This is a genomic window from Pseudomonas sp. HR96, assembly GCF_034059295.1.
Classification (GTDB): Bacteria; Pseudomonadota; Gammaproteobacteria; order Pseudomonadales; family Pseudomonadaceae; genus Aquipseudomonas.
In genome coordinates, this window is the sequence record NZ_CP139141.1 from 4,065,622 (window position 1) to 4,086,901 (window position 21,280).

General features: G+C 63.3%; 23 protein-coding genes. 13 read left to right on the forward strand and 10 right to left on the reverse strand.

Annotated elements, in window-relative coordinates; all coding sequences use genetic code 11:
• Positions 1 to 42: 42 nt before the first annotated feature.
• Entirely contained in the window at positions 43 to 1,116 is a 1,074-nt protein-coding gene (locus SFA35_RS18175; protein ID WP_320571917.1) for a 3-deoxy-7-phosphoheptulonate synthase, read from the forward strand.
• A 69-nt stretch (positions 1,117 to 1,185) separates the two neighbouring features.
• Here the strand turns inward: SFA35_RS18175 and SFA35_RS18180 are convergent, their stop codons facing one another.
• Entirely contained in the window at positions 1,186 to 1,467 is a 282-nt protein-coding gene (locus SFA35_RS18180; RefSeq protein ID WP_320571918.1) for a GNAT family N-acetyltransferase, read from the reverse strand.
• Between the two features lie 451 nt (positions 1,468 to 1,918).
• Between SFA35_RS18180 and SFA35_RS18185 the strand changes: the two genes are divergently transcribed.
• Positions 1,919 to 2,173: an Lpp/OprI family alanine-zipper lipoprotein gene (locus SFA35_RS18185; protein ID WP_320571919.1), complete on the forward strand. Its 255-nt coding sequence runs from the start codon at positions 1,919 to 1,921 to the stop codon at positions 2,171 to 2,173.
• A 66-nt stretch (positions 2,174 to 2,239) separates the two neighbouring features.
• On the opposite strand, the gene SFA35_RS18190 is transcribed toward SFA35_RS18185, so the two are convergent.
• The 3 genes from SFA35_RS18190 to SFA35_RS18200 all read right to left on the reverse strand — a co-directional run bounded on the left by SFA35_RS18190 (position 2,240) and on the right by SFA35_RS18200 (position 4,256).
• A complete protein-coding gene (locus SFA35_RS18190; RefSeq protein WP_320571920.1) occupies positions 2,240 to 3,202 on the reverse strand; it encodes a L,D-transpeptidase family protein in 963 nt (320 codons plus the stop codon).
• A gap of 110 nt (positions 3,203 to 3,312) precedes the next feature.
• Positions 3,313 to 3,594, reverse strand: coding sequence for a hypothetical protein (locus tag SFA35_RS18195; RefSeq protein ID WP_320571921.1), 282 nt, complete (start codon positions 3,592 to 3,594; stop codon positions 3,313 to 3,315).
• 56 nt (positions 3,595 to 3,650) lie between these two features.
• Entirely contained in the window at positions 3,651 to 4,256 is a 606-nt protein-coding gene (locus SFA35_RS18200) for an arylesterase (protein ID WP_320571922.1), read from the reverse strand.
• Positions 4,257 to 4,271: 15 nt separating this feature from the next.
• Between SFA35_RS18200 and SFA35_RS18205 the strand changes: the two genes are divergently transcribed.
• From SFA35_RS18205 to SFA35_RS18215, 3 genes are all read left to right on the forward strand, one after another.
• The gene (locus SFA35_RS18205) at positions 4,272 to 4,955 is read left to right on the forward strand and encodes an ABC transporter ATP-binding protein (protein ID WP_320571923.1); all 684 of its coding nucleotides are present in this window, start codon (positions 4,272 to 4,274) and stop codon (positions 4,953 to 4,955) included.
• A complete protein-coding gene (locus SFA35_RS18210; RefSeq protein ID WP_320571924.1) occupies positions 4,955 to 7,468 on the forward strand; it encodes an ABC transporter permease in 2,514 nt (837 codons plus the stop codon). Before SFA35_RS18205 ends, SFA35_RS18210 begins: the two co-directional genes overlap by 1 nt.
• A gap of 82 nt (positions 7,469 to 7,550) precedes the next feature.
• Entirely contained in the window at positions 7,551 to 8,111 is a 561-nt protein-coding gene (locus tag SFA35_RS18215; protein ID WP_320571925.1) for a hypothetical protein, read from the forward strand.
• Here SFA35_RS18215 and SFA35_RS18220 read toward each other — a convergent pair.
• Both SFA35_RS18220 and greB read right to left on the reverse strand, forming a co-directional pair.
• Entirely contained in the window at positions 8,090 to 8,302 is a 213-nt protein-coding gene (locus tag SFA35_RS18220; protein ID WP_320571926.1) for a hypothetical protein, read from the reverse strand. The genes SFA35_RS18215 and SFA35_RS18220 overlap by 22 nt on opposite strands.
• A gap of 40 nt (positions 8,303 to 8,342) precedes the next feature.
• The gene (gene greB, locus SFA35_RS18225) at positions 8,343 to 8,828 is read right to left on the reverse strand and encodes a transcription elongation factor GreB (RefSeq protein WP_320579104.1); all 486 of its coding nucleotides are present in this window, start codon (positions 8,826 to 8,828) and stop codon (positions 8,343 to 8,345) included.
• 304 nt (positions 8,829 to 9,132) lie between these two features.
• Between greB and SFA35_RS18230 the strand changes: the two genes are divergently transcribed.
• The 6 genes from SFA35_RS18230 (at position 9,133) to SFA35_RS18255 (ending at position 16,277) form a co-directional block, all read left to right on the forward strand.
• Complete coding sequence (locus SFA35_RS18230; RefSeq protein ID WP_320571927.1) at positions 9,133 to 9,657, forward strand: hypothetical protein; 525 nt, start codon at positions 9,133 to 9,135, stop codon at positions 9,655 to 9,657.
• Positions 9,657 to 10,583 (forward strand): hypothetical protein, encoded by a 927-nt coding sequence (locus tag SFA35_RS18235; protein ID WP_320571928.1) that lies wholly within the window; start codon positions 9,657 to 9,659, stop codon positions 10,581 to 10,583. The genes SFA35_RS18230 and SFA35_RS18235 overlap by 1 nt, the downstream gene beginning before the upstream one ends.
• On the forward strand, positions 10,580 to 13,774 hold the full coding sequence (locus SFA35_RS18240; RefSeq protein WP_320571929.1) for a T6SS effector BTH_I2691 family protein: 3,195 nt from the start codon (positions 10,580 to 10,582) through the stop codon (positions 13,772 to 13,774). The genes SFA35_RS18235 and SFA35_RS18240 overlap by 4 nt, the downstream gene beginning before the upstream one ends.
• A 75-nt stretch (positions 13,775 to 13,849) precedes the next feature.
• Positions 13,850 to 14,656, forward strand: a complete 807-nt coding sequence (locus tag SFA35_RS18245; RefSeq protein ID WP_320571930.1) for a DUF6708 domain-containing protein — start codon at positions 13,850 to 13,852, stop codon at positions 14,654 to 14,656.
• A gap of 215 nt (positions 14,657 to 14,871) precedes the next feature.
• On the forward strand, positions 14,872 to 15,468 hold the full coding sequence (locus SFA35_RS18250; protein ID WP_320571931.1) for a DUF6708 domain-containing protein: 597 nt from the start codon (positions 14,872 to 14,874) through the stop codon (positions 15,466 to 15,468).
• Positions 15,469 to 15,668: 200 nt separating this feature from the next.
• On the forward strand, positions 15,669 to 16,277 hold the full coding sequence (locus SFA35_RS18255; RefSeq protein WP_320579106.1) for a DUF6708 domain-containing protein: 609 nt from the start codon (positions 15,669 to 15,671) through the stop codon (positions 16,275 to 16,277).
• 166 nt (positions 16,278 to 16,443) lie between these two features.
• Here SFA35_RS18255 and SFA35_RS18260 read toward each other — a convergent pair whose 3' ends face one another.
• Together SFA35_RS18260 and SFA35_RS18265 are read right to left on the reverse strand one after the other, a co-directional pair.
• Positions 16,444 to 16,752 (reverse strand): hypothetical protein, encoded by a 309-nt coding sequence (locus SFA35_RS18260; RefSeq protein WP_320571932.1) that lies wholly within the window; start codon positions 16,750 to 16,752, stop codon positions 16,444 to 16,446.
• 147 nt (positions 16,753 to 16,899) lie between these two features.
• Positions 16,900 to 18,339: a transglycosylase SLT domain-containing protein gene (locus tag SFA35_RS18265; protein WP_320571933.1), complete on the reverse strand. Its 1,440-nt coding sequence runs from the start codon at positions 18,337 to 18,339 to the stop codon at positions 16,900 to 16,902.
• A 123-nt stretch (positions 18,340 to 18,462) separates the two neighbouring features.
• Here SFA35_RS18265 and SFA35_RS18270 point away from each other — a divergent pair, with 123 nt between their 5' ends.
• Positions 18,463 to 19,305, forward strand: a complete 843-nt coding sequence (locus tag SFA35_RS18270) for a TatD family hydrolase (protein WP_320571934.1) — start codon at positions 18,463 to 18,465, stop codon at positions 19,303 to 19,305.
• A 98-nt stretch (positions 19,306 to 19,403) separates the two neighbouring features.
• Positions 19,404 to 19,619 carry a hypothetical protein gene (locus SFA35_RS18275; protein ID WP_320571935.1) on the forward strand — a complete coding sequence of 72 codons (216 nt, stop codon included), beginning with the start codon at positions 19,404 to 19,406 and terminating at the stop codon, positions 19,617 to 19,619.
• On the opposite strand, the gene SFA35_RS18280 is transcribed toward SFA35_RS18275, so the two are convergent.
• Both SFA35_RS18280 and SFA35_RS18285 read right to left on the reverse strand, forming a co-directional pair.
• The gene (locus SFA35_RS18280) at positions 19,588 to 20,382 is read right to left on the reverse strand and encodes a thioesterase family protein (protein ID WP_320571936.1); all 795 of its coding nucleotides are present in this window, start codon (positions 20,380 to 20,382) and stop codon (positions 19,588 to 19,590) included. The genes SFA35_RS18275 and SFA35_RS18280 overlap by 32 nt on opposite strands.
• A 129-nt stretch (positions 20,383 to 20,511) precedes the next feature.
• Positions 20,512 to 21,276 carry a CHAD domain-containing protein gene (locus tag SFA35_RS18285; protein WP_320571937.1) on the reverse strand — a complete coding sequence of 255 codons (765 nt, stop codon included), beginning with the start codon at positions 21,274 to 21,276 and terminating at the stop codon, positions 20,512 to 20,514.
• Positions 21,277 to 21,280: the final 4 nt, after the last annotated feature.

Below are 21,280 nucleotides of genomic sequence, written 5' to 3' on the forward strand. Positions count from 1 at the left end.
TCCGCTCCCCGCGATATGAACTGTGACCTGACGAGTAGCACGATGGCCGATTTACCGATCAACGACCTCAATGTCGCCTCCAACGAGACGCTCATCACCCCCGACCAGCTCAAGCGCGACATCCCCTTGAGCGCGTCGGCCGCCCACACCGTGGCCAGCGGCCGCGAGGTGGTGCGCAACATTCTCGACGGCACCGACCACCGTCTGTTCGTGGTGATCGGCCCGTGCTCGATCCACGACATCAAGGCGGCCCACGAATACGCCGACCGCCTCAAGGCGCTGGCGGCCGAGGTGTCCGACACCCTGTTCCTGGTGATGCGCGTGTACTTCGAAAAGCCGCGCACCACAGTCGGCTGGAAAGGCCTGATCAACGATCCATACCTGGACGACTCGTTCAAGATCCAGGACGGCCTGCACATCGGTCGCCAACTGCTGCTGGACCTTGCCGAAAAAGGCCTGCCCACTGCCACCGAAGCGCTGGACCCGATCTCGCCGCAGTACCTGCAGGACCTGATCAGCTGGTCGGCCATCGGCGCGCGCACCACCGAATCCCAGACCCACCGCGAGATGGCCTCGGGGCTGTCCTCGGCCGTGGGCTTCAAGAACGGCACCGACGGCGGCCTGACCGTGGCGATCAACGCCCTGCAGTCGGTCTCCAGCCCGCATCGGTTCCTGGGCATCAACCAGGAAGGTGGCGTGTCGATCGTCACCACCAAGGGCAATGCCTACGGCCACGTGGTACTGCGCGGCGGCAACGGCAAGCCCAACTATGATTCGGTCAGCGTGGCCCTGTGCGAACAGGCGCTGGCCAAGGCCGGGGTCAAGGCCAACATCATGGTCGACTGCAGCCACGCCAACTCCAACAAGGACCCTGCGCTGCAACCACTGGTGATGGAGAACGTCGCCAACCAGATTCTCGAAGGCAACAACTCGATCATCGGCCTGATGGTCGAGAGCCACTTGAATTGGGGCAGCCAGTCGATTCCGAAGAACCTCGAAGACTTGCAGTACGGTGTGTCGATCACCGATGCCTGCATCGACTGGGAAAGTACCGAAAAGACCCTGCGCGGCATGCACGCCAAGTTGAAGGACGTGTTGCCCAAGCGTCAGCGCTGACGCCTGCTCCCCTCGCCAATGGGCGAGGGGGTTTCAGCGAACGGCCTGATCTGCCAGGCCAGGCCAGGCTCAGAGCTTGGCTGCGTGCCGCTGATGGCGCTCCATGTAGCGCTCGACGTAAGAGCAGGAAGGAATCACGCTGTAACCCATGTCCTCGGCGTATTGCAGCGCCTCTTCGGTCAAGGCCGCCGCGATGCCGCGGCCACGCAGGGCGTTGGGCACGAAGGTGCGATAGATATCGAGCGTCTGCTTACCCAGATCCATATAGGTGAGGTAAGCCCGATGGCCGTCGATATTGATTTCGAACTGATGACCAGCCTGGTCATGGTGAATCGACAACGCCTCGCTCATCACTACTCCTCGCGGGTCTTGGAATTTGACCCTCACCTTACCGATGTTTGGCCGGCGAAGGAACCTCTACGCCTCTGCGTGCCGTTTGGACACCGAGAAGAGCACTGGCGTTCTCCAACATGAGCACCCAGCAATAGTAGGACCTCACCCCGACCTGCTCAAGCCGCCAGGCATAAAATCCCAGATGGCGACATGCCATGCCATACGGAAATGGCAGTCGCCGGCGAACTAGCAGGAGTGAGACGCGCCATGACACTTTTAGTCACTATAAGTTCATCAGTCTCTGTCTGTAAAAGCCCTGTAATAGATGGCCCGGGAGGGTCGAAGAGTTTTTGCCGCTTCTTGCGCTCAGTCCGTTTACTTACTACAAGTAATGGGTACTATGTACGCCGGCTATTGTCTCACTCACGAGAGATGGCTATTTAATAGAAAGTCCTTCAAGGGGATCACGATGAACAACGTTCTGAAATTCTCTGCTCTGGCTCTGGCTGCCGTACTGGCAACCGGTTGCAGCAGCGGCGCAACCAAAGAAACTGACGCTCGTCTGACTGCAACCGAAGACGCTTCGGCTCGTGCTCAGGCTCGTGCTGACGAAGCCTACCGCAAAGCCGACGAAGCTCTGGCTGCCGCTCAGAAAGCTCAGCAGACCGCCGACGAAGCCAACGAGCGTGCTCTGCGCATGCTCGACAAGGCTAGCCGCAAGTAATAGTTCTTCGGAACTGTTGCAAAAAAAAGCCGACCCCTGGGGTCGGCTTTTTTTATGGGCCAAAGCTTACCGCGGCGCAGGTGACGCGCCGCTGCCGAGCGCCGAGCCCGGGCCGGCGATCTCCACCGGCAGGCCGTCTTCGGCGGTGATCACGTCACGCACCACGTCCCAGTTCATCTGCAGATGCTCGGCCAGGTCCTCGCGTTTGAGCAAGGCGTTGATCACCGTGGTGTGCTTGTTCTCGTTGGAAGGATCGCCCTCGGCGTCCAGCGGCGTGTGCGCTTCAAGATAGACCTTGCCGGCACTGACCCCGAACTTGTACGGCTCGTTCATGATGCGTACCGGCGTGCCCACCGGGACCAGCTTCGACAGCTCCAGTACGTTGTTGTTGTACATGCGGAAACAGCCATGGCTGGTGCGCATGCCGATACCGAACTGCTTGTTGGAGCCGTGGATCAAGTAGCCCGGCAACCCCAGGGTGAACTTGAACGGCCCGAGTGGGTTGTCGGGGCCGGCCGGCACCACGTTGGGCAAGGGATCGCCGTCGGCGGCGTGTTCGGCCTTGATCGAGGCCGGTGGCGTCCAGGTCGGGTTGGCGATCTTGCCGGTCACCTTGGTCACCGCCACCGGCGAGCCCCAGCCTTCGCGGCCGATGCCGATGGGATAGGTGCGTACCACGTTCTGCCCTTTCGGGTAGTAGTACATGCGGTATTCGGCCAGGTTGATGACGATCCCTTCACGCGGCCCCGGCGGCAGCACGAAGCGGGTCGGCAGCACAATCTCGGTACCCGGCTTGGGCAGCCACGGGTCGACGCCCGGGTTGGCGGCGATCAGCTCCAGGTAGCCCAGGTCGTAGGCGGTACCGATGTCGGCGAAGGTGTCTTCGTATTTGGCGGTGATGGTCTGCACCTGGCCTATGACATCCTCGCCCGCAGGCGGCAACGGGAATTCGAGGGCGACCGCCTGGCCGCAGGCAAACAGCGCAGCCAGCGAAAGGCCGCGAGAGACCACTGAAAAACGCGCGAACATCCGGAAATCCTTGGCAAATCGACGGGGGCAAGGCAGCGATTGTACATGTAATCGGCTGAACGTCGCATAAACCCCGGTCCTGCAGGGGCTGCCGGTGGATCAGCCTCTCGTCACAACAAAGGCCACACCGGCCGCGTGCCCTGGCGCTGCGCATACACGATCGCCTTGCACAGCTGGCACAGACGCTGGTCACGGAAAATGGTCTTGCCCACCGTCGACCAGCGCGGCTGTGCCGGCAACAAGGTGCCACACAAGGTGCGGTCGGCCGAGCCGCCCAGTTCGAGCTGCCGCGCGACCAGGTGCACGCGCACCTCCTGACAGGCAAACAGGTCGAGCTGCTCGTCGGGTTCGATCAATTGGTAGGCAAACAGGGACCAGGCGGGACGCGGCATTTGGGGCTCCAGAGCGGGGGCGCCACATTAGCCTAAAGCCCTGCCCGTTTAAAGCCTCAAAGCAGCGGTTTGAGGGTTGGCCAGACATTCTCCAGCAACATCCCCTGGGCGTTGACCGCCGGGTGAATACCATCGGCCTGCATCAGCTGCGCATTGCCACCGATGCCCTGCAGAAAGAACGGCACCAGCGCCACCTGTTTCTGCTCGGCCAGGTCGCTGTAGACCCGGGAAAAAGCCTGGGTGTAACGCACGCCATAATTGGGCGGCAGCTGCATGCCCAGCAGCAATACCTTGGCCCCCGCCGCCCTGGAGCGGTCAATCATTGTTGCAAGATTTTGCTGCAACTGCGCCGGCTGCAGTCCGCGCAAGCCGTCGTTGCCGCCCAATTCGATGATCACCAGCGCCGGCTTGTGCTCGGAAAGCAGCGCGGGCAGCCGCGCGGCGCCATTGGCGCTGGTGTCGCCGGTGATCGAGGCATTGACCAACACATCGCTGGAACCCTCGTGTTCAAGCCGCTGCCTCAATAGTGAAACCCAGCCTTTGCTGGTATCCAGGCCAAAACCGGCGCTGATACTATCGCCAACGATCAGCACGGTTGCCGCCGCCGCGTTCTGCGCCATCAACAGCAGCGCCAGGCCGGCACTCAATAACCACACTCGCATCGGATTGTTCACTCCATGGGCGAAAGCATTCTCGCAGCTCGCAACCTTAGCAAAGTGGTCCCCAGCGAGGAAGGCACACTGACCATCCTTCACGAACTGACCCTCGACCTTGCCGCCGGCGACAGCCTGGCCATCGTCGGCGCCTCCGGTTCCGGCAAGTCGACCCTGCTCGGCCTGCTGGCCGGCCTCGACCTGCCCAGCGCCGGCAGCGTGGTGCTGGCCGGCAATGACCTCAGCGGCCTGGACGAAGACCAGCGCGCGCGGGTGCGGGCCGAACACGTCGGCTTCGTGTTCCAGTCGTTCCAGCTGCTGGACAGCCTCAATGCTCTGGAAAACGTCATGCTGCCGCTGGAGCTGGCAGGCAACCCACGTGCCCGCGAGCTGGCCAGCGAACTGCTGCAACGAGTCGGCCTGGGCCATCGCCTCAGCCACACGCCGCGCCAGCTGTCCGGCGGCGAACAACAGCGAGTGGCCATCGCCCGCGCGTTCGCCGCGCAGCCGGACGTGCTGTTCGCCGACGAGCCGACCGGCAACCTCGACAGCCACACCGGCGAGCGCATCACCGACCTGTTGTTCGAGCTCAATCGCGAGCGCGGCACCACCCTGGTGCTGGTCACCCACGACGAACGCCTGGCTCACCGCTGCCGGCGCCTGATCCGCCTCGACGCCGGCCGCCTGGTCGCCCCCCTGGAGCCCTGATGGCCCGCCTGCCCGTGTTGCGCCTGCTGACCCTCGCCGCCCGCCAACTCGCCCGCGATACCCGCGCCGGCGAATTGCGCGTGCTGTTCTTCGCCCTGGTGGTCGCGGTCGCGGCCAGCACCGCCATCGGCTATTTCGGCGCCCGTCTCAATGGCGCCATGCAGATGCGCGCCACGGAGTTTCTCGGCGCCGACCTGGTACTGCAAGGCAGCGCCCCGGCGCGCCCCGAGCAACTGGCGAGCGGCGCCCAGGGCGGTCTTGCGCATGCGCGCACGGTGGAATTTTCCAGCGTGATCGCTACCGACAACGGCATCCAGCTGTCCAGCGTCAAGGCCGTGGACGGCCTTTACCCCTTGCGCGGCCAACTCAAGAGCGCGCCACAGCCGCTGGCCGAGGAGACCCTGGGCGGCGCCCCGCAACCTGGCGAGGCCTGGGTCGAAAGCCGCCTGCTGGTAGCCCTGAACCTGAAGATCGGGGACAGCATCGACGTCGGCAACAAGACCCTGCGCATGACCCGGGTGCTGACCTACGAGCCGGACCGCGCCGGCAATTTCTACAGCCTGACCCCGCGAGTGATGATCAACCTCGACGACCTGGCCGCCACCGGCGTGGTCCAGCCGGGCAGCCGGGTCAGCTATCGCGAACTGTGGCGCGGCACCCCCGAGGCGCTGGCGCAGTACCGGCAGAACGTCGAGCCGGGCCTGGCGCCCAGCCAGAAGCTGGAGGATGCCCGCGACAGCAACCGACAGATCGGTGGCGCGCTGGGCAAGGCCGAGCGCTACCTGAACATGGCCAGCCTGGTGGCGGTGCTGCTCAGCGGCGTCGCGGTGGCGCTGTCGGCTTCCCGCTTCGCCGCCCGGCGTCTGGACGCCAGCGCCCTGCTGCGCTGCCTGGGCCTGTCGCGGCGCGAGGCACTGCTGGTGTTCAGCGTGCAACTGGCGCTGCTTGGCCTGGCCGCCTGCCTCAGCGGCGCCGTGCTGGGCTGGCTCGCGCAACTGGGCCTGTTCGCCCTGCTGCAGGGCCTGCTGCCCGCTGTGGTGCCCCCCGGTGGCTTGCTCCCGGCACTGGCCGGAGTGGCCACCGGCCTGGTTGCCCTCGCCGGCTTCGCCCTGCCGCCGCTGGCCGCGCTGGGGCGGGTCCCGCCACTGCGGGTCCTGCGCCGCGACCTGCTGCCGGTACCGCCGAGCAGCTGGCTGGTGTACGGCACCGCGCTGCTGGCGCTGGGCCTGATCATGTGGCGACTGAGCCTCGACCTGACGTTGACCTTCGCCCTGCTGGCGGGCGGCCTGGTCGCCGCGCTGCTGCTCGGCGGGCTACTGTTGCTGGTGCTGCAAGGCCTGCGTCGGGTGCTGGCGCGGGCGCCGCTGGCGTGGCGCCTGGGCCTGGGCCAACTGCTGCGCCACCCCCTTGCCGGGGCCGGCCAGGCACTGGCCTTCGGCTTGATCCTGCTGGCCATGGCGCTGATCGCCCTGCTGCGCGGCGAACTGCTCGACACCTGGCAGAACCAGCTGCCCAAGGACGCCGCCAACTACTTCGCCTTGAACATCCTGCCCGACCAGCGCCAGGCATTCGCCGAGCAACTGACCCACCTCACTGCCCAGGCCGCCCCGCTGTTCCCGATCATTCCAGGGCGTCTGACGCGGATCAACGACAAGCCAGTGCAGGACTTGGTCATGCCCGACTCCCAGGGCGAGCGCGCCATCCAGCGCGACCTCAGCCTGACCTGGGCCGCCGACCTGCCGGCCGGCAACCGCATCACCGAAGGCGCCTGGTGGAGCGGCGAGACGCCTGGCGCGACCGACGCCATACCGGGTGTCTCGGTCGAAGGCGAAGTGGCCAGGAGCCTGACCCTCAAGCTCGGCGACAGGCTGACCTTCGACATCGGCGGCGTCGAGCGCCAGGCTCGGGTCACCAACCTGCGCCACATCGACTGGGACAACTTCAAGCCCAACTTCTTCATGATCTTCCAGCCCGGCACCCTTCAGGGCCTGCCGGCCACCTACCTGACCAGCTTCTATCTGGCCCCGGGACATGACGCCCAGGTGGTGGAACTGTCCCGCGCCTTCCCTGCCGTGACCCTGCTGCCGGTGGAGGCGCTGCTGCAACAATTGCGCAGCATCCTCGCCCAGGTCACCATCGCCGTGCAGTACGTGTTGCTGTTCGTGCTGGCGGCAGGGCTGGCGGTGCTGTTTTCGGGCCTGCAATCGACCCTCGACGAACGCATTCGCCAAGGCGCCCTGCTGCGCGCCCTGGGGGCCCAGCGGCAACTGCTGGTCAAGGCGCGCCGCATCGAGTTCGGCCTGCTGGGCGCCGCCAGCGGCGTGCTCGCCGCGCTGGGCACCGAGCTGGTCAGCCAGCTGCTCTATCGCTACGCCTTCAACCTGCACTGGAGCCCGCACCCGTGGCTTCTGGCATTGCCGCTGGTCGGCGCCCTGCTGGTCGGTGGCGCGGGCGTCTTCGGCACCCGCAGGGCGCTCAACAGTAGTCCGTTGGCAGTGCTGCGCGAGAGTTAGACCGCCCGGCACCCGAACCGAACCTCCCTGAACGTCGCCTCTCCAACCCTAGGTGTCTTTCAGAACAATGAGGTTCACCAGCATGAAACGCCCAATCAGCAGCACAGTCGGTAAATGGCTCACCACCGGCGCCCTCTGCGCCGTCCTCGGCAGCGGCCTGGCCATGGCCGCAGGCGCGGCTGGCGGTGCGGGCGGTGGCGCGGGCGGCGGTGCAGCGGGAGGTGCCGCCGGCGGCGCGGCGGCGGGCGGCGCGGCAGGCGGCAACGGTGCCGGTGCCGCCCGCGGCGCCTCCACCCCAGGCACGGGCACCGTCGGCACCACCAACGCCACCGGCACCAATGGCAGCAACAGCAACGCTACAGACGCCATGCACAGCAACGGCAGCAATAGCAATGCCACCGACGCCATGCACAGTAACGGCAGCAACAGCAATGCCACCGACGCCACCCACAGCAACGGCACCAATGCCAATGGCACCAACGCCATCAACAGCAACGGCACCAACGGAGTCAACAGCACAGGTACTGGCACCAGCAGCGGTGGCAACATGGGTACGCCGGGCACTTCGGGCAGCACCGATGCCATGCAGCAACAGCGTCAGCAGAGCGGCCAACAGATGATTCAGGAGCGCACCACGCCCTGATCCTGTGGCGACCGCTCGCTGATCAAGGCCCATAAGCGCTCATCGTCGAAGTCGCGGATCACCCTCTGCGCGCCCGCCTCGCGCAGCGGGTCTTCAGCCAGTCCGGCAAGCATGCCGAAGGTGTGGAGGCCCGCCGCAACCGCCGACCTGACCGCCGCCAGCGAGTTCTCGAACGCCAGTGCCTGGCTCATCCGTACAAACCTGCCGATCCGGTTATCACGGGCCTTGGGATCAGGCATCCACCGGCCCTGGATAAAAGATCCGGGTCACATACCAGAGTGCATCCCCGCCTGGTGTCTGCACTACGAACTCGTCGCCTTCCTGCTTTTTCAACAAGGCTCGGGCCATGGGCGAATCAATCGAGATGTAGTCATTGCGACCATAGATTTCGTCATAGCCGACGATTCGGAATTTCTTCAGCTCGCCCTCGTCATTCTCGATCTCGACCCAGGCGCCGAAGAACACCCGGCCTTCCTGCTCCGGCGCGTAATCGACGATCTTCACATCCTCCAGCCGCTTGCGCAGATAGCGGATGCGCCGGTCGATCTCCCTGAGCAGCTTCTTGTTGTACTGGTAGTCGGCGTTTTCACTGCGGTCGCCCAGCGACGCCGCCCAGGTGACCTTTTGCGTGATTTCCGGCCGATAGACCCGCCACAGGTGGTCGAGCTCCGACCGCAGGGCCTCGTGGCCCTCTCGGGTGATGATATTGGTTGCCAAAACTACCTCGATCGTCAGTGAATCGCTGCGCTGCCACCGGGCCCCCGCAACGGTATCTCGGCACAGTCTTATCCATATAGTGACGTTCGTCATCACCGGCTTGAGTTCGCCTTGTTCTCCAGCGACAGCGTCGCAGGAGGTGAAACCTGCGAGCGCTGGCTCCAAGATGTCCCGCCCCAATTCATAAACAGCTATCTGTCTGATTTAGCTGAAATTTATCAATTGCTTACAATTTTAGACTGGCGCCTATCGTCGATTATGTCATTTTTCCGACGTCAAAAAATAAAAGAATGGACAGGATTCCATGGCACGCCAATCAGACCTGCGCTACACCTTTGCGCCCCTTGCCAGCGAGGCGCAATTCGAGGTTGTCAGCTTCAAGCTCAAGGAAGGGCTTTCCCGCCCTTTCCACTTGAAGCTGACCCTGTCCAGCCGCGACCCCGACATCGACTTCGCCGGCCTGCTCGACAGCCGCGTGCTGTTCACGCTGTGGCACCAGCAAGTCGGCAATAGTCACCATGAAACCACCGGTGGCGATCATCACCTCGAGGTCGGCGGTCACTTCGAGCAACTGATCGCGGGGTCTCGGTACCTGGTGGTAGGCCAGGGCGCCAGGGTCGACACCACGATGTATCAACTACAAGCCAGCGAGCGACTGGTCATGAGCAATCCGGGCGGCAGTATCACGATCAACGCCACCGGTGTGCATTTCGAGGGGGTGGCCATCCACGTCAAGGGTCCGCTGAACCTCGGCGCTCGGGGTCAAGGGCAGGATTTACATATCCAGCTGCCCGTCAACCTTGCAGAGCCGTGCAAGGTGAAAGCGTGATGACCAGTCCGTTGCAGACTTTCCTGACCAGCCACCATCGGCCCGAGGCAAGCCTGTATCTGCTGCTCGACCCCCTCGCCGACTGCGCCGAAAGCGACCCGCTGCACGAGATGGCCCTGCGTCGGCAGCTCGGTGAAAATGCCCTGACCCGGCTGCCTCGGCCTGACCTGGACCACGCTCCGGAGGCCTGGCCGCTGCTGGTGACCCTCGCCGGCCCTGGAGTTGCGCCGGCGCCAGAGCTGCTGGCCCTGGCCGAGCACCGCGTTCAGCGCGACCGCCGGGATTCGCGCCACTACGTATGTGCCTGGCTCAGCAGCAGCGTCACCGCCGAGCAGGTGGGCAAGCAGCTGATCACACTGGGCCACAGCTTTGCCCCGCAAGGAGTGCAGTTTCTGCCGCTGTACCAGCCACTGCGCTTCGAATTGCTACGAGCCTGGTCCAAGCAGGGCGACCAGGGGCTGGGGCCGTTGCATGGCGGGCTGTTTCCGGGGAGCGACCTAGGGTACTTCACCGCCACTGGCGAGGCGCCGCGCAGCGCCGCCACCGATCCGCAGGCCCTCGATGCCCAGCGCGAGGTGGTGCTGATCGCGGAGTTGCTGGACATCTGGCGTAGCTGTGGACAGCGTCCGGCGCCGTCCCTGCGCAGTGATGGCACCAACCCGATCGCGTTGCCTGGTGACGCTGCCTTTCAGGCTTACCAACAGATACGCCAGGCGCGAGCGCTGGGCCTTCAGAGCGCCGACATCCAGGTCCTGGCCGCTTACCGCCTGTTGGTGCATGACGGCTTGCCCCGCCATCCTCTGTTCCAGCGGCTGATCGCTGAAGCCGCCAGCGGAGGGCTCGCACTCGAAGCCGCCTTTCTACAAGTGCCGGGTTACGACTGGGACCGGGCCATCGCAGAACTCGATCATGGAGCCGCCCAATGAACTTCAGGGAACAAATGGCCGTGCGCATCGCCGAAAACGCCTTCTCCCACGGCGACTGCAGACTCTGCGAGCGCAAGGGGCTGTCCATCCTGCTGGTGCGCACGGCGCTGGTGCCCAAGGCCCACACCGCCTACCACCGCCCCAAACCCGAGCTCACCGACATGAAGCTGGGCCTGCGCACCCTGCGCGCCGGCTACGTCTACCTGCTGCTGGACGACAAGGTCTGGCATGCCTATCAGGTCACCCCGGACGGCTACCTGCGCCAGTTCAACCCCTACAAACCCCCGGCCGCCAACACACGCCTGCTGCCCTGGGCCTGCGTCAACGCCGACCACCACATCCCGGCGTCCTTCATCAACATCGACACCGACAAATACCAGACCGTCTCCATGGCCTTCGCCAGCGACCCCTGGCCCAGGAGTGTGCTCGACTCCTACAAGGCGCTGAACAACATCGAGCGCATGCAGATGTTCGACCTGACCACCGCCCAGCAAAACCCCGGCAAACTGGGCGACTTCCTCACCGCCGAGCAGCCGCTCGTGCACCACAAAGTCTACGAATACGAGGCTTTCGTGCCCGGTTTCGACAGCGTGCACGCCTTCCACAGCCGCGGTCGCTCGCGCCTGGCCCTGCGCAACTACCTGCAAAACATGGCGCCGGGCGCGGATGGCCGGCAAGGCGTGCTGATGATCGACATCGACGACCCCATCGGCCTGGTCCAGGAGTACAACGGCCTGCGCGCCAGCTGGGCGCATGCCCGGCAGGCATGGCTGGAAGAGCCGGAGCGGGCCTACCAGCAGCAGACTTCGCAGATCCTGCTGGCGATCCGGGCCATGCATCGGCAGTGGGCCGAACACAGGGTGCCCTCGTTCGAGCCCATGAGCGGCGACGGCCCGCCGGTGTTCGTCAGTCCCGAAATCGAGCGCCAGCGGGTGGTCGACAGCCACACCCTGGACGCCAACCAGCGGCTGGAGCAGCGCTACGACGAACCCCGACGCGCCGCTTTCCAGCAGGCCCATGAAGCCACCCTGCAGGCCTACCAGCAGGAGATCGATCGTTACGGCAGGCTGTACGCCGAAGCCTTCCTGACCCGTGACTTCCAAGTCGCCATGACCCACGACTACGACGGTGCCGACGAAGAGTCGGGCGAGGCCTACAGCAAGACCATGGCCCTGTGCCTGCGCGGCGGCATCAGCGAGGCGCCCGACAACCCCGGCGGCGCCACGGCACAGCTATGGCAGACCCTGCTGCAGGATCCGCACAGTCATGCCTATCAGGCCTTGCTGCGGCGCGACTCGCCCTTGCTGGCGGCCCTGCTGCCCAGTTTCAGCGAGTCCACCACCTGGAACGACAGCCTCAGGCTGTACGACCTGCTGACCCGGACCATCGCCAGCGACGAAAGCAGACGCCTGATGCAGGCGCCGCTGCAGGAAGCCATCGCCCAGCTGCTGGGTGCCGTCAACGGCGCCCAGGCCCGCCTCAAGGACCTTGTCGGACCTGGGGTGAACTTCGCCATCTCGCGAATCAATACCGCCAGCCAGCTGCTGTACAACCGCATCAGCCTGATCGAGCTGAACGTGCAGATGAAGCTTCGCGAGTATTACGCCCTGCAATCGGAGGTGGTCCGCAGTCTGCAACACAAATTTGCCAACGGCGCCGACCGGATGGTGGCCGGCACCCGGCCGAAGATCCGCCCGATGATCCAGGGCGGCGTGCTCAGCCTGGTGGTCCTGGACCCCAAGCTCGCCGACCTGATGGTCAAGGTATCGCTGTGGTTCGAAGGTACGGCGGACGACCTGATGGCGGCCATGAACAGCGACAAGGACAAGCCCGTGTCGGGCGACTACTCCTCGGTGGCCGCGTATTCAGCGCTGAGCATGGTGACCGTCGGCCTCGGCACCCTGGACCCGCAGGTGGTCAAGGGCATCAGCCACTTCAAGGTCCCGGCGTGGCAGGCCAGCCGCTGGGTCAGAACCAGCTTTGCCGGGTTGCGCGGAGTGGCTGCAAGCGCGGAGCTGCTGGTGGCGATTGGCTCGATGTATCTGATGGGCGATGCGCTGGCCAAGAGCCTAGAGTCGGCGGAAGAAGCGGTTGGGGACAAGTCGGCGGAAGCGTTGATTGCGCTTCAGGGGAGCATACTGGGCGTGCTTGGCGGGGGCGTGAAGCTGGTGGGGTTGGCTTTGAAGAGTGGTGCTACAGGAGTGCAGAAGTCCGGGTTGATAGTGGGGTCAGGGGTGAAAATTGCTTTGGACGCCGGGTTGTATTTGCAGCGGGCTGGGGCGGTGATCATCGCGATTAGTAGCGGATTTGATGCTATCAAAGCCGCTGTGGCAGCTCAACGGACCTGGAATGTGGGTGATAAAGATGCTTCTCACAGGTACATAGGCTCCACATTTTTTGCACTTGTAGGCGCCTACTATGGAGTAAAAGCCGCAGCCTCGATGAGCATGGTACTTGGAGGTCCACTAGGCGTCGCTATCGGTTTAAGCCTTCTGGCTTACGCCTTGTTCAGGGCTGCAGAATCCCAAGAATCTGATCTGCTGGAAACATGGGCGAAACGCTGCTTTTTCGGTGTTGCCAACGAGACCCCAAAAATTCACTGGGTGAATTCGGAATATGCCAGCACCGCACTGGGCGAGCTGAATGCCGCAACGCTCGGCATGACAGTGGAGATTACCCGAAGGATGAAGGTTGTCGACAGCGGTATGCTTCACCTTGGAGGACTTGCCCGTACGGCTCTCCCGACTTCAACTCGGACCTGGGAATACGCAATTCGATTACCGTTTTTTGATGAGAGTCACTCCGCGTATGCTTGGAACGTTGTGTTGCATCGAGGGCATGACCAAGTTCTTGGCGAATACACTTCGGGCGAAACGATCCTGCGGGAAGATTTTTTTGCCTTGGACTTAGCAACGGCTCCTAGCGAGTGGCGGCAACGACTGCAGCCGAGCTCATCGAAAAACGTCGACTACCATGAAGATTCTAAAACCCATATTTCTTCAATTAAAGTAATGAATGCTAAAGATAATGGATCTCCAAACATAAAAACCATTCGTGGCGCAATCGAGTTACTTCTATCCAACAGCAGACCGGCCGTCGAAGCGGTAACGATTACGCTGACATATTGGCCACATAGAGACAGTCCTGACAGCTATGCCGCGATAATTTCGCAATCTCGCTGGCCCGACTAAATCTCACTACCAGCCCCCTTCGCCCTAGCTCAACGGGACGGGGATGTTACATACGAATATTTTAGGTAAATGCTCATGGCGGCCTCAAAACCATTATTACAGCCCCGATGCCCTGGCTGGAAAAAAGATCTGTCCGGTCCAAATGACCCCCCTGAAAAATTGGTTACGACGAAATTCATATCGAACCCGCCGAATGCTTTCAATGAACACTACATAGAGCTTCCGCGTAGCACCATGAATTTTCGCGGACCGATAGCTATTCTTTCTATAATCCTCATGATATGCAGCTTATGGGGTGGAATATTTTTTTTCTACGCTCTAGCACTACCTATACGAAATATAGAAGACTTCATCAGTAAGCTCACGGTTATCGGTGCTATACTATTTAGCGCTGGTAGTGCACTAGGTGGCTGGCGGCTCGACACCGAATGCCCTCGAGACGAACCCATTCGCTTTAATAGAGCTCGTCGCAAAGTTTACGTTTACCGCTTTCGCAGCAACTACTTCAAGTTGTTCAGCCGCACCGAATGGGGCGTACATGTCGATGTCTTCGATTGGGACGATCTGCACGCTGAATACTGCAGCGCCTACGGCCCCATGGGAACCGGTGGCAAGATCGAGATGGTCATGCTGGCCGTCCGCGAACCCGGGACCAATATCGCCAAGGATCGATTCAAGTTTGCCGGCAGCCAAGAGGATGGCGAGTCCTTCTGGACCATCGCCCAGCTGTTCATGCAACAAGGTCCAGAAGCCATCCCCGCCTTTGACCGCTCGCCCCGCGACTGGAACAACGAGGATGACACCCTGAATATCGCCCGTCGCCTGGCGCCCAAGGTGAAGTGGCCGGAAGATATCGATCTTGAATCACGGACGGCTCCGTGATGGAGAGCATAAAAACACCGCTATTGCATCCTCGTCAACCAGGCTGGAAGAAAGATCTTCCAGGCCCGAACGAAGCACCCGGCGAAATAATTACGACAAAATACTTGTCAAATCCACCCAACTCTTTAAACAGAGTGTATCTGGAATTACCTCGAGGGACTTTGAATTTTCGCGGACCTATAGCTATTTTATCGATTGTCCTTATGATATTTAACATGTCCATGGCTGTATTCTTCACCTACGCTTTAGCCATTCACTTTCTAAATTTCAAAGGCTTACCTATGTTGGGCCTTGCTCTCGGCTGCTTTCTATTCGGCACTGCTAGCGCAATTTGGGGTTGGCGACTCGACACCGAATGCCCCCGAGACGAACCCATCCGCTTCAACAGAGCGCGTCGCAAAGTCTACGTTTACCGCTTCCGCAGCAACGCCTTCAAATTGTTCAGCCGCACCGAATGGGGCGTGCAGGTCGATGTCTTCGATTGGGACGATCTGCATGCTGAATACTGCAGCGCCTACGGGCCCATGGGAACCGGTGGCAAGATCGAGATGGTCATGCTGGCCGTCCGCGAACCCGGGACCAATATCGCCAAGGATCGATTCAAGTTTGCCGGCAGCCAGGAAGATGGCGAGTCCTACTGGACCATCGCCCAGTTGTTCATGCAGCAAGGTCCAGAAGCCATCCCTGCCTTTGACCGCCCGCCCCGCGACTGGAACAACGAGGATGACACCCTGAATATCGCTCGTCGCCTGGCGCCCAAGGTGAAGTGGCCTGAGCATATCGATCTGGAATCGCGGACGGCGCCATGTTAGGTCTCGGAGCTAAGCCGTTATTGCAGCCTCGTGCTCCTGGCTGGAAAAAAGACCTCGCCGCTCCAAACGACAGGCCTGCCGACTTGATAACCACAAGATATATATCGAATCCGCCCAACTTCTTTGACGCTATATGCTTAGAACTACCGCGCAGCACCATGAATTTTCGCGGACCGATAGCTATTCTTTCTATAATCCTCATGATATGTAGCTTACTGGGGGGGATATTTTTTTTCTATGCTCTAGCCCTACCTATACGAAATATAGAAGACTTCATCAGTGACCTCACGCTTATCTGTACTTTGCTATTTAGCGCTGGTAGTGCACTCGGGGGCTGGCGGCTCGACACCGAATGCCCCCGAGACGAACCCATTCGCTTCAACCGAGCGCGTCGCAAAGTCTACGTTTACCGCTTTCGCAGCAACTACTTCAAGTTGTTCAGCCGCACCGAATGGGGCGTGCATGTCGATGTCTTCGATTGGGACGATCTGCATGCTGAATACTGCAGCGCCTACGGGCCCATGGGAACCGGTGGCAAGATCGAGATGGTCATGCTGGCCGTCCGCGAACCCGGGACCAATATCGCCATGGATCGATTCAAGTTTGCCGGCAGCCAGGAGGATGGCGAATCCTACTGGACCATCGCCCAGCTGTTCATGCAGCAAGGTCCAGAAGCCATCCCTGCCTTCGACCGCCCGCCCCGCGACTGGAACAACGAGGATGACACCCTGAATATCGCTCGTCGCCTGGCGCCCAAGGTGAAGTGGCCGGAGGATATCGACCTGGAATCCAGGACCGCCCCGGATTGAAGCGACTCCGATTGCCAAGCCCCGGCGTCAAGGTAACGGCTTACCGGCCGCTCGCACACTCTACCCGCTCGCACCGGCAAAACGTCCGCATTGTCCACCCCCCCGCCAATACGCAGCTTCCAACCCCCACAAGCCCAGCTCCCAACACCCAGGCCTCAGCCCCACATCAACGCCGCGTAATCAAGCCCTGCCGCGCGATGCGGGTCAGGTGGGCGATCGCTTCCGCTGCCTGGCCAGCTGGCGGCGACTGCAGTACGGCCAGGTCGAAGCGGCCATCGGCGAAGCCGGCCAATTGGTCCAGGTCATCGATGAACTGCGCCATGAACGCCACTGCCTTGCCCTGGCGCCGTGGCCAGCCGTCCAGGCAGCGCAGCAGGCTGGGTTGGTGGGCGCCGACGAGAAGAATGCGCGGGTTGCGCAGGGTTGGGCTGGAGGGCAGCGGGGCCAGGCATACGGCGGGACGGGGGCAACTCATGGCAATGTTCTCGGCCTCGACTGCTGAAGCTGGGCAGCGGTGGGAGGCGTCACCGAACCAGCGCTTTAGCGGTATTTCGAGGAATCTCTTGGGTTCCCCTGGCGCCCCGCAAGTAGCTGTTTAAATCGGCGCAGGTGGGCATCCTAGTCAAGGCCCGGTGGCAGTGTCAACCCAGGCCACGCGGCGGCTCTGCGGTTCCAGCGAGTCGCGTTCGCGGTTGTAGGCCAGGTAGTACTTGTTGACGCTGGTGACGTAGTTCACCGCGTTCATGCCGACCTGTTCCATGGCGATGCGCTCGACCTGGAAGAACCATTGGTTGGGGTTCAGCCCGCGCTTGCGGGCTTCGGCGCGCATGGCCTGGACGCGTTCGGGGCCCATGTTGTAGGCGGCGATGACGAAGGCCATGCGCTCGCGCTCGTTGATGGCGCGGCTGGCGAAGAACTTCTGGCGGATCAGGGCCAGGTAGCGGGCGCTGGCCTGGACGTTGTTGTCCAGGTTCTGGATGTTGCTCACGCCGACCCGCTGGGCGGCGGCCGGGGTCATCTGCATCAACCCGGTGGCGCCGCTGCCGCCGCGTGCGGCGCTGTCCAGCGCGGACTCCTTGAAGGCCAGCGCGGCAAGGTCGAGCCAGTCCATGCGCTGTTCGCGGGCGTTGCGTTGCAGCACCGGGCGCAGTTCTTCGAGGCGCTGGCGGTCGGCTTGCTTGAGCGGGTCATGCACCTGATAGAGCCCGGCGTAGGCGCGCTTGAAGTTGGCGTCGCCGTCGGCGGGGGCCTTGTAGCTTTGCAGGAACTGCTCCAGGCCGCCTTGCAGCTGCGGCGCATCGCTGCGCACGTACCAGTTGAGCCGGGCTGGGCCGGGAAAGGCCACGCGGGCGTCGACGCGCAGCCTGGGCATGACTTTCAGCCAGCGCTCGGCAATCGGTCGCTCGACCACGGTCTGCGGGTAGATGCCGGCCTGGACCATTTCGAGCACGTCTTCAGCGGCAAGGCTGGGGTCGACCCACTCGATCTTCACCGGAGCCTGATGGTGCTGGGCCAGGCGCCGATTGAGGGCGTCGATCGCATCGCCCGCAGCGCTGCCGCTGGCCAGGGCGACGCTGTGGCCGGACAGCTGTTCGACCCGGGCCAGGTGCCGGGCGCCCTTCTGCCCTACCAGCACCAGCGGCGCCTCGCCTTGCAGCGGGGCGCTGGCGACGATGCTGGGCGGTGGCGCGGCGTCCATCAGCTCGCCAGGGGCCATCAGGTCGCCTTCACCACGCTGCAGTGCGGCGAACAGTTGTTCCTTGGCTTTGGGGATGACCTTGATATGAACCTTGCCGGCCTTGGCCGGGCCCTGGTTGTTGAGGTATTTCTCCAGCGCGGCCAGGCGCGGGTATTCCACGCCGATGGGCTGGCCCTTGACCTCGCCCGAGCTGTTGCGGCTCTGGTTGACCAGCACGCGCAACACGTGGCTGCTGCGAATGGCCGGCAGGTCGTGGGTCTTGCCCGGGTGGCCCGCAGAGGGTGGGCCGGCCGGACGAGCGGTCGCGTTCAATGGCATCAAAAAGCCTGCTGCGACCAGCAAAAAGAGAGTCGATCGAATCATACGCGCCCCGGGCATAGCCCCAATTGGCCCCAACAGACATCCTTAAGCTGTTGAAGTTTCAGTATTTATTTTCCAATACAAAGCTCTGGTATGCTGTCGGGCCTCCCCGCCCGAGCGAGAACCATGCAACTCATCGACATTGGCGTCAACCTCACCAACCCCAGTTTCGCGCAGAACGCTGCGGCGGTGGTCGAGCGCGCCCAGGCGGCGGGGGTAGTGCAGATGCTGGTCACCGGCACTTCGGTCGAAGGCAGCGAGCAAGGGCTGCAGCTGTGCCGCGAGCTCGATCCGCGTGGGCAGCGGCTGTTCGCCACGGCGGGCATCCACCCCCACAGCGCCAGCGAGTGGAACGCCGACAGCGAAGGCCAGCTGCGGGCCTTGCTCGGTGAACCACAGGTCAAGGCGGTGGGTGAATGCGGGCTGGATTTCAATCGCGACTTCTCGCCCCGCGCGCAGCAGGAAAAGGTGCTGGAGCTGCATCTGGCGCTGGCGGTGGAGCGCGGCTTGCCGGTCTTCCTGCATGAGCGTGACGCCAACGAGCGCCTGTTGGCGATCGTTCGCGAGTTTCGCGACAGCCTGGTCGGCGCGGTGGTGCACTGCTTTACCGGCGAGCGCAAGGCGCTGTTCAGTTACCTGGACCTGGACCTGCACATCGGCATCACTGGCTGGATCTGCGACGAACGCCGTGGAACCCACCTGCACCCGTTGATGGCCAGTATCCCCCGGGGCCGGCTGATGCTGGAGAGCGATGCGCCGTATCTGCTGCCGCGCAGCCTGCGCCCCAAGCCGAAGAACGGACGCAACGAGCCGGCCTATCTGGGCCAGGTGCTGGCCGAAGTGGCCAGGCACCGAGATGAAAGCCTGGAGGATCTGGCGGCGCACAGCACGGCGTGCGCGCGGGCGTTCTTCGGTTTGCCGGGCCTGGACTCGCCGGGCGTGGAGGTTCAAGAGCAGGACGCGCGCTGATCAAGCGCGGCTATCGCAACCATAGCAACGCTTGATTCGCCGCCGACCAGCAGGCGCTTTAACCTTCAGCCATGAGTTACCCACTGAAGGAAGCCAGCATGAATCCGCAAAGCCCCAACATCGTCAAACCTCTGATCATGCAACCCCTGGTCGCCCCATTGCTGGCCCTGGCCTTGCTGCTGATCGGCTCCGGCCTGCTGGAAATGAGCGTCGCGCCCCTGGCCGAAGGCTCTCTGGCGCTGGTCGCCGCGTTCGCCATGCAGCGCAAGGCGCGCAATGACCTCAACCGAAAACCGTCACCGTTTGTCTGCTGAGGGCCAGCAACTGGCCGTCGCTGCTCCAGACCCCGGCGGCAGTGTGGCCATAGCCGTCGCGAGCATGCTCGATGACTGCGCAATAGCGGCACCAGTCCTGCGTCGTCAACGCCGCTAACGGCTGCACGAACTCGATGGTCCAGCTCAGGCTGCTGCCCGGCGCAGGGGCCTTGAGGTGTGGCAACAAGGCGGGTGGCCAGGCGTCGGTCAGGACCAGCAGGCGGGCTTCGTCCAGCGGGCGGGTCGCCTCCCCGCGCAGGCGCATCCAGCCGCCCATGGCCGGGGCCGGGGTGTTGCTGAAGGGCAAGGCACCGACCCCCCAGCGCATGGCCAGATGGCGCATGTAGTGTGGAGTCACGCCTTCCAGGTAGGGCAGCTCGCGGGCCTCGTCCAGCGCCAGCATCGGCGCCACCGGGCGATTGGTCAGGGCGATGCTCGAACTGCGCGGCGCGCCGAAGCTGCCTTGCATCAGGGTCACCACCTGGCCGCCCTGGGTGGCCCGCCCGAGCAGCGAACTGACCCCCTTGCCTTCGCGCAGCACTTCGATGGAGAAGCTGATCGGCTCCTCGGCCTGGGCCGGCCCTACGAAGGTGATTGCCAGCGACCGCACGCTGCGCTCGGGGCTGACATGCTGGCGCATGGCTTCGTACAGCAGGGCAGCCATCAGGCCGCCATAGCAGGCACGGCCCTGGGTCCAGTCCTGAGGGATGCAGACGGCATCGGGCTGGGCGCGCACGGCGGCGAGCAGGTCTTCTAGATCCATGGTGGGCTCTTGTTGTTTTGTGGTTGGAGTTCGCGGGGCAATGGTGCCACGGCAGCGCGGCCACTGGTCGATGGCCGCGCCCATCATTTCCCAAGCCGAGCCTGCCGACAAGCAGCGTTCAATGCCCCTTCAACGCCCTTTCAATGCCAACAATCCATCCAGCACCTTGTCCGCATGCTTTTCGGCGTCGTGGAGCGCCACCTGCCAGCCTGGCACGCAAGGCTGCAGGTCGGGCTCCTGGCCGGCGCGGGCCAGCCATTGCCAGGCGTCGTGCCAGTCGCCAAGGGCGGCCTGGGCTTTTTTCAGGCGATTGGCGGCCTTGTCAGGCAGGCGATCGTATTCGGGGTAGGCCTCGGCCGAGTAGCGCACGCGCTTGATCAACAGGCGCAGGCGATGGCGGTCGTGGGCCGAGTCCTTGAGCGCGGCGCGCAGTTTGTGCCACTGCTTGTCCAGGCGTTTGTGCAGCTTGCCGGCCAGGCCTTTGAGCAGCCCCTGGCGTTGGGCACTGCGCACGAAGGACGGGAAGGCATCGAGTACAGCCAGCAACAGTGCCAGCTCCTGGGAGTCGGCCACCTGCACGAACACCCCGCGCATCTGCTCCAGGCGGCGCTGGCCCAGGGCGGTCTGGCCGTGCGCCAGCAGGTGCGCGGCCAGCACTTCGCGGTCACGCAGCGGCGTGGTCAGGTCGCCGACGCCTTTGGCGGCCGCTTCCAGGCGGTCGACGCCAGGCAGCTCGCGCAAGGGTCGCAACAGGCTGCGCAGGCGCCGTACGCTGGTGCGCAGGTCGTGCAGGGCTTCGGCGTCGGTTTCGGCGCGCAACCGCGCCTGGCAGGCCAGTAGCTTGATGTGCAGGCCCAACAGACGGGCGATCAATGAGTCGACGGGGGCCGACATAGGC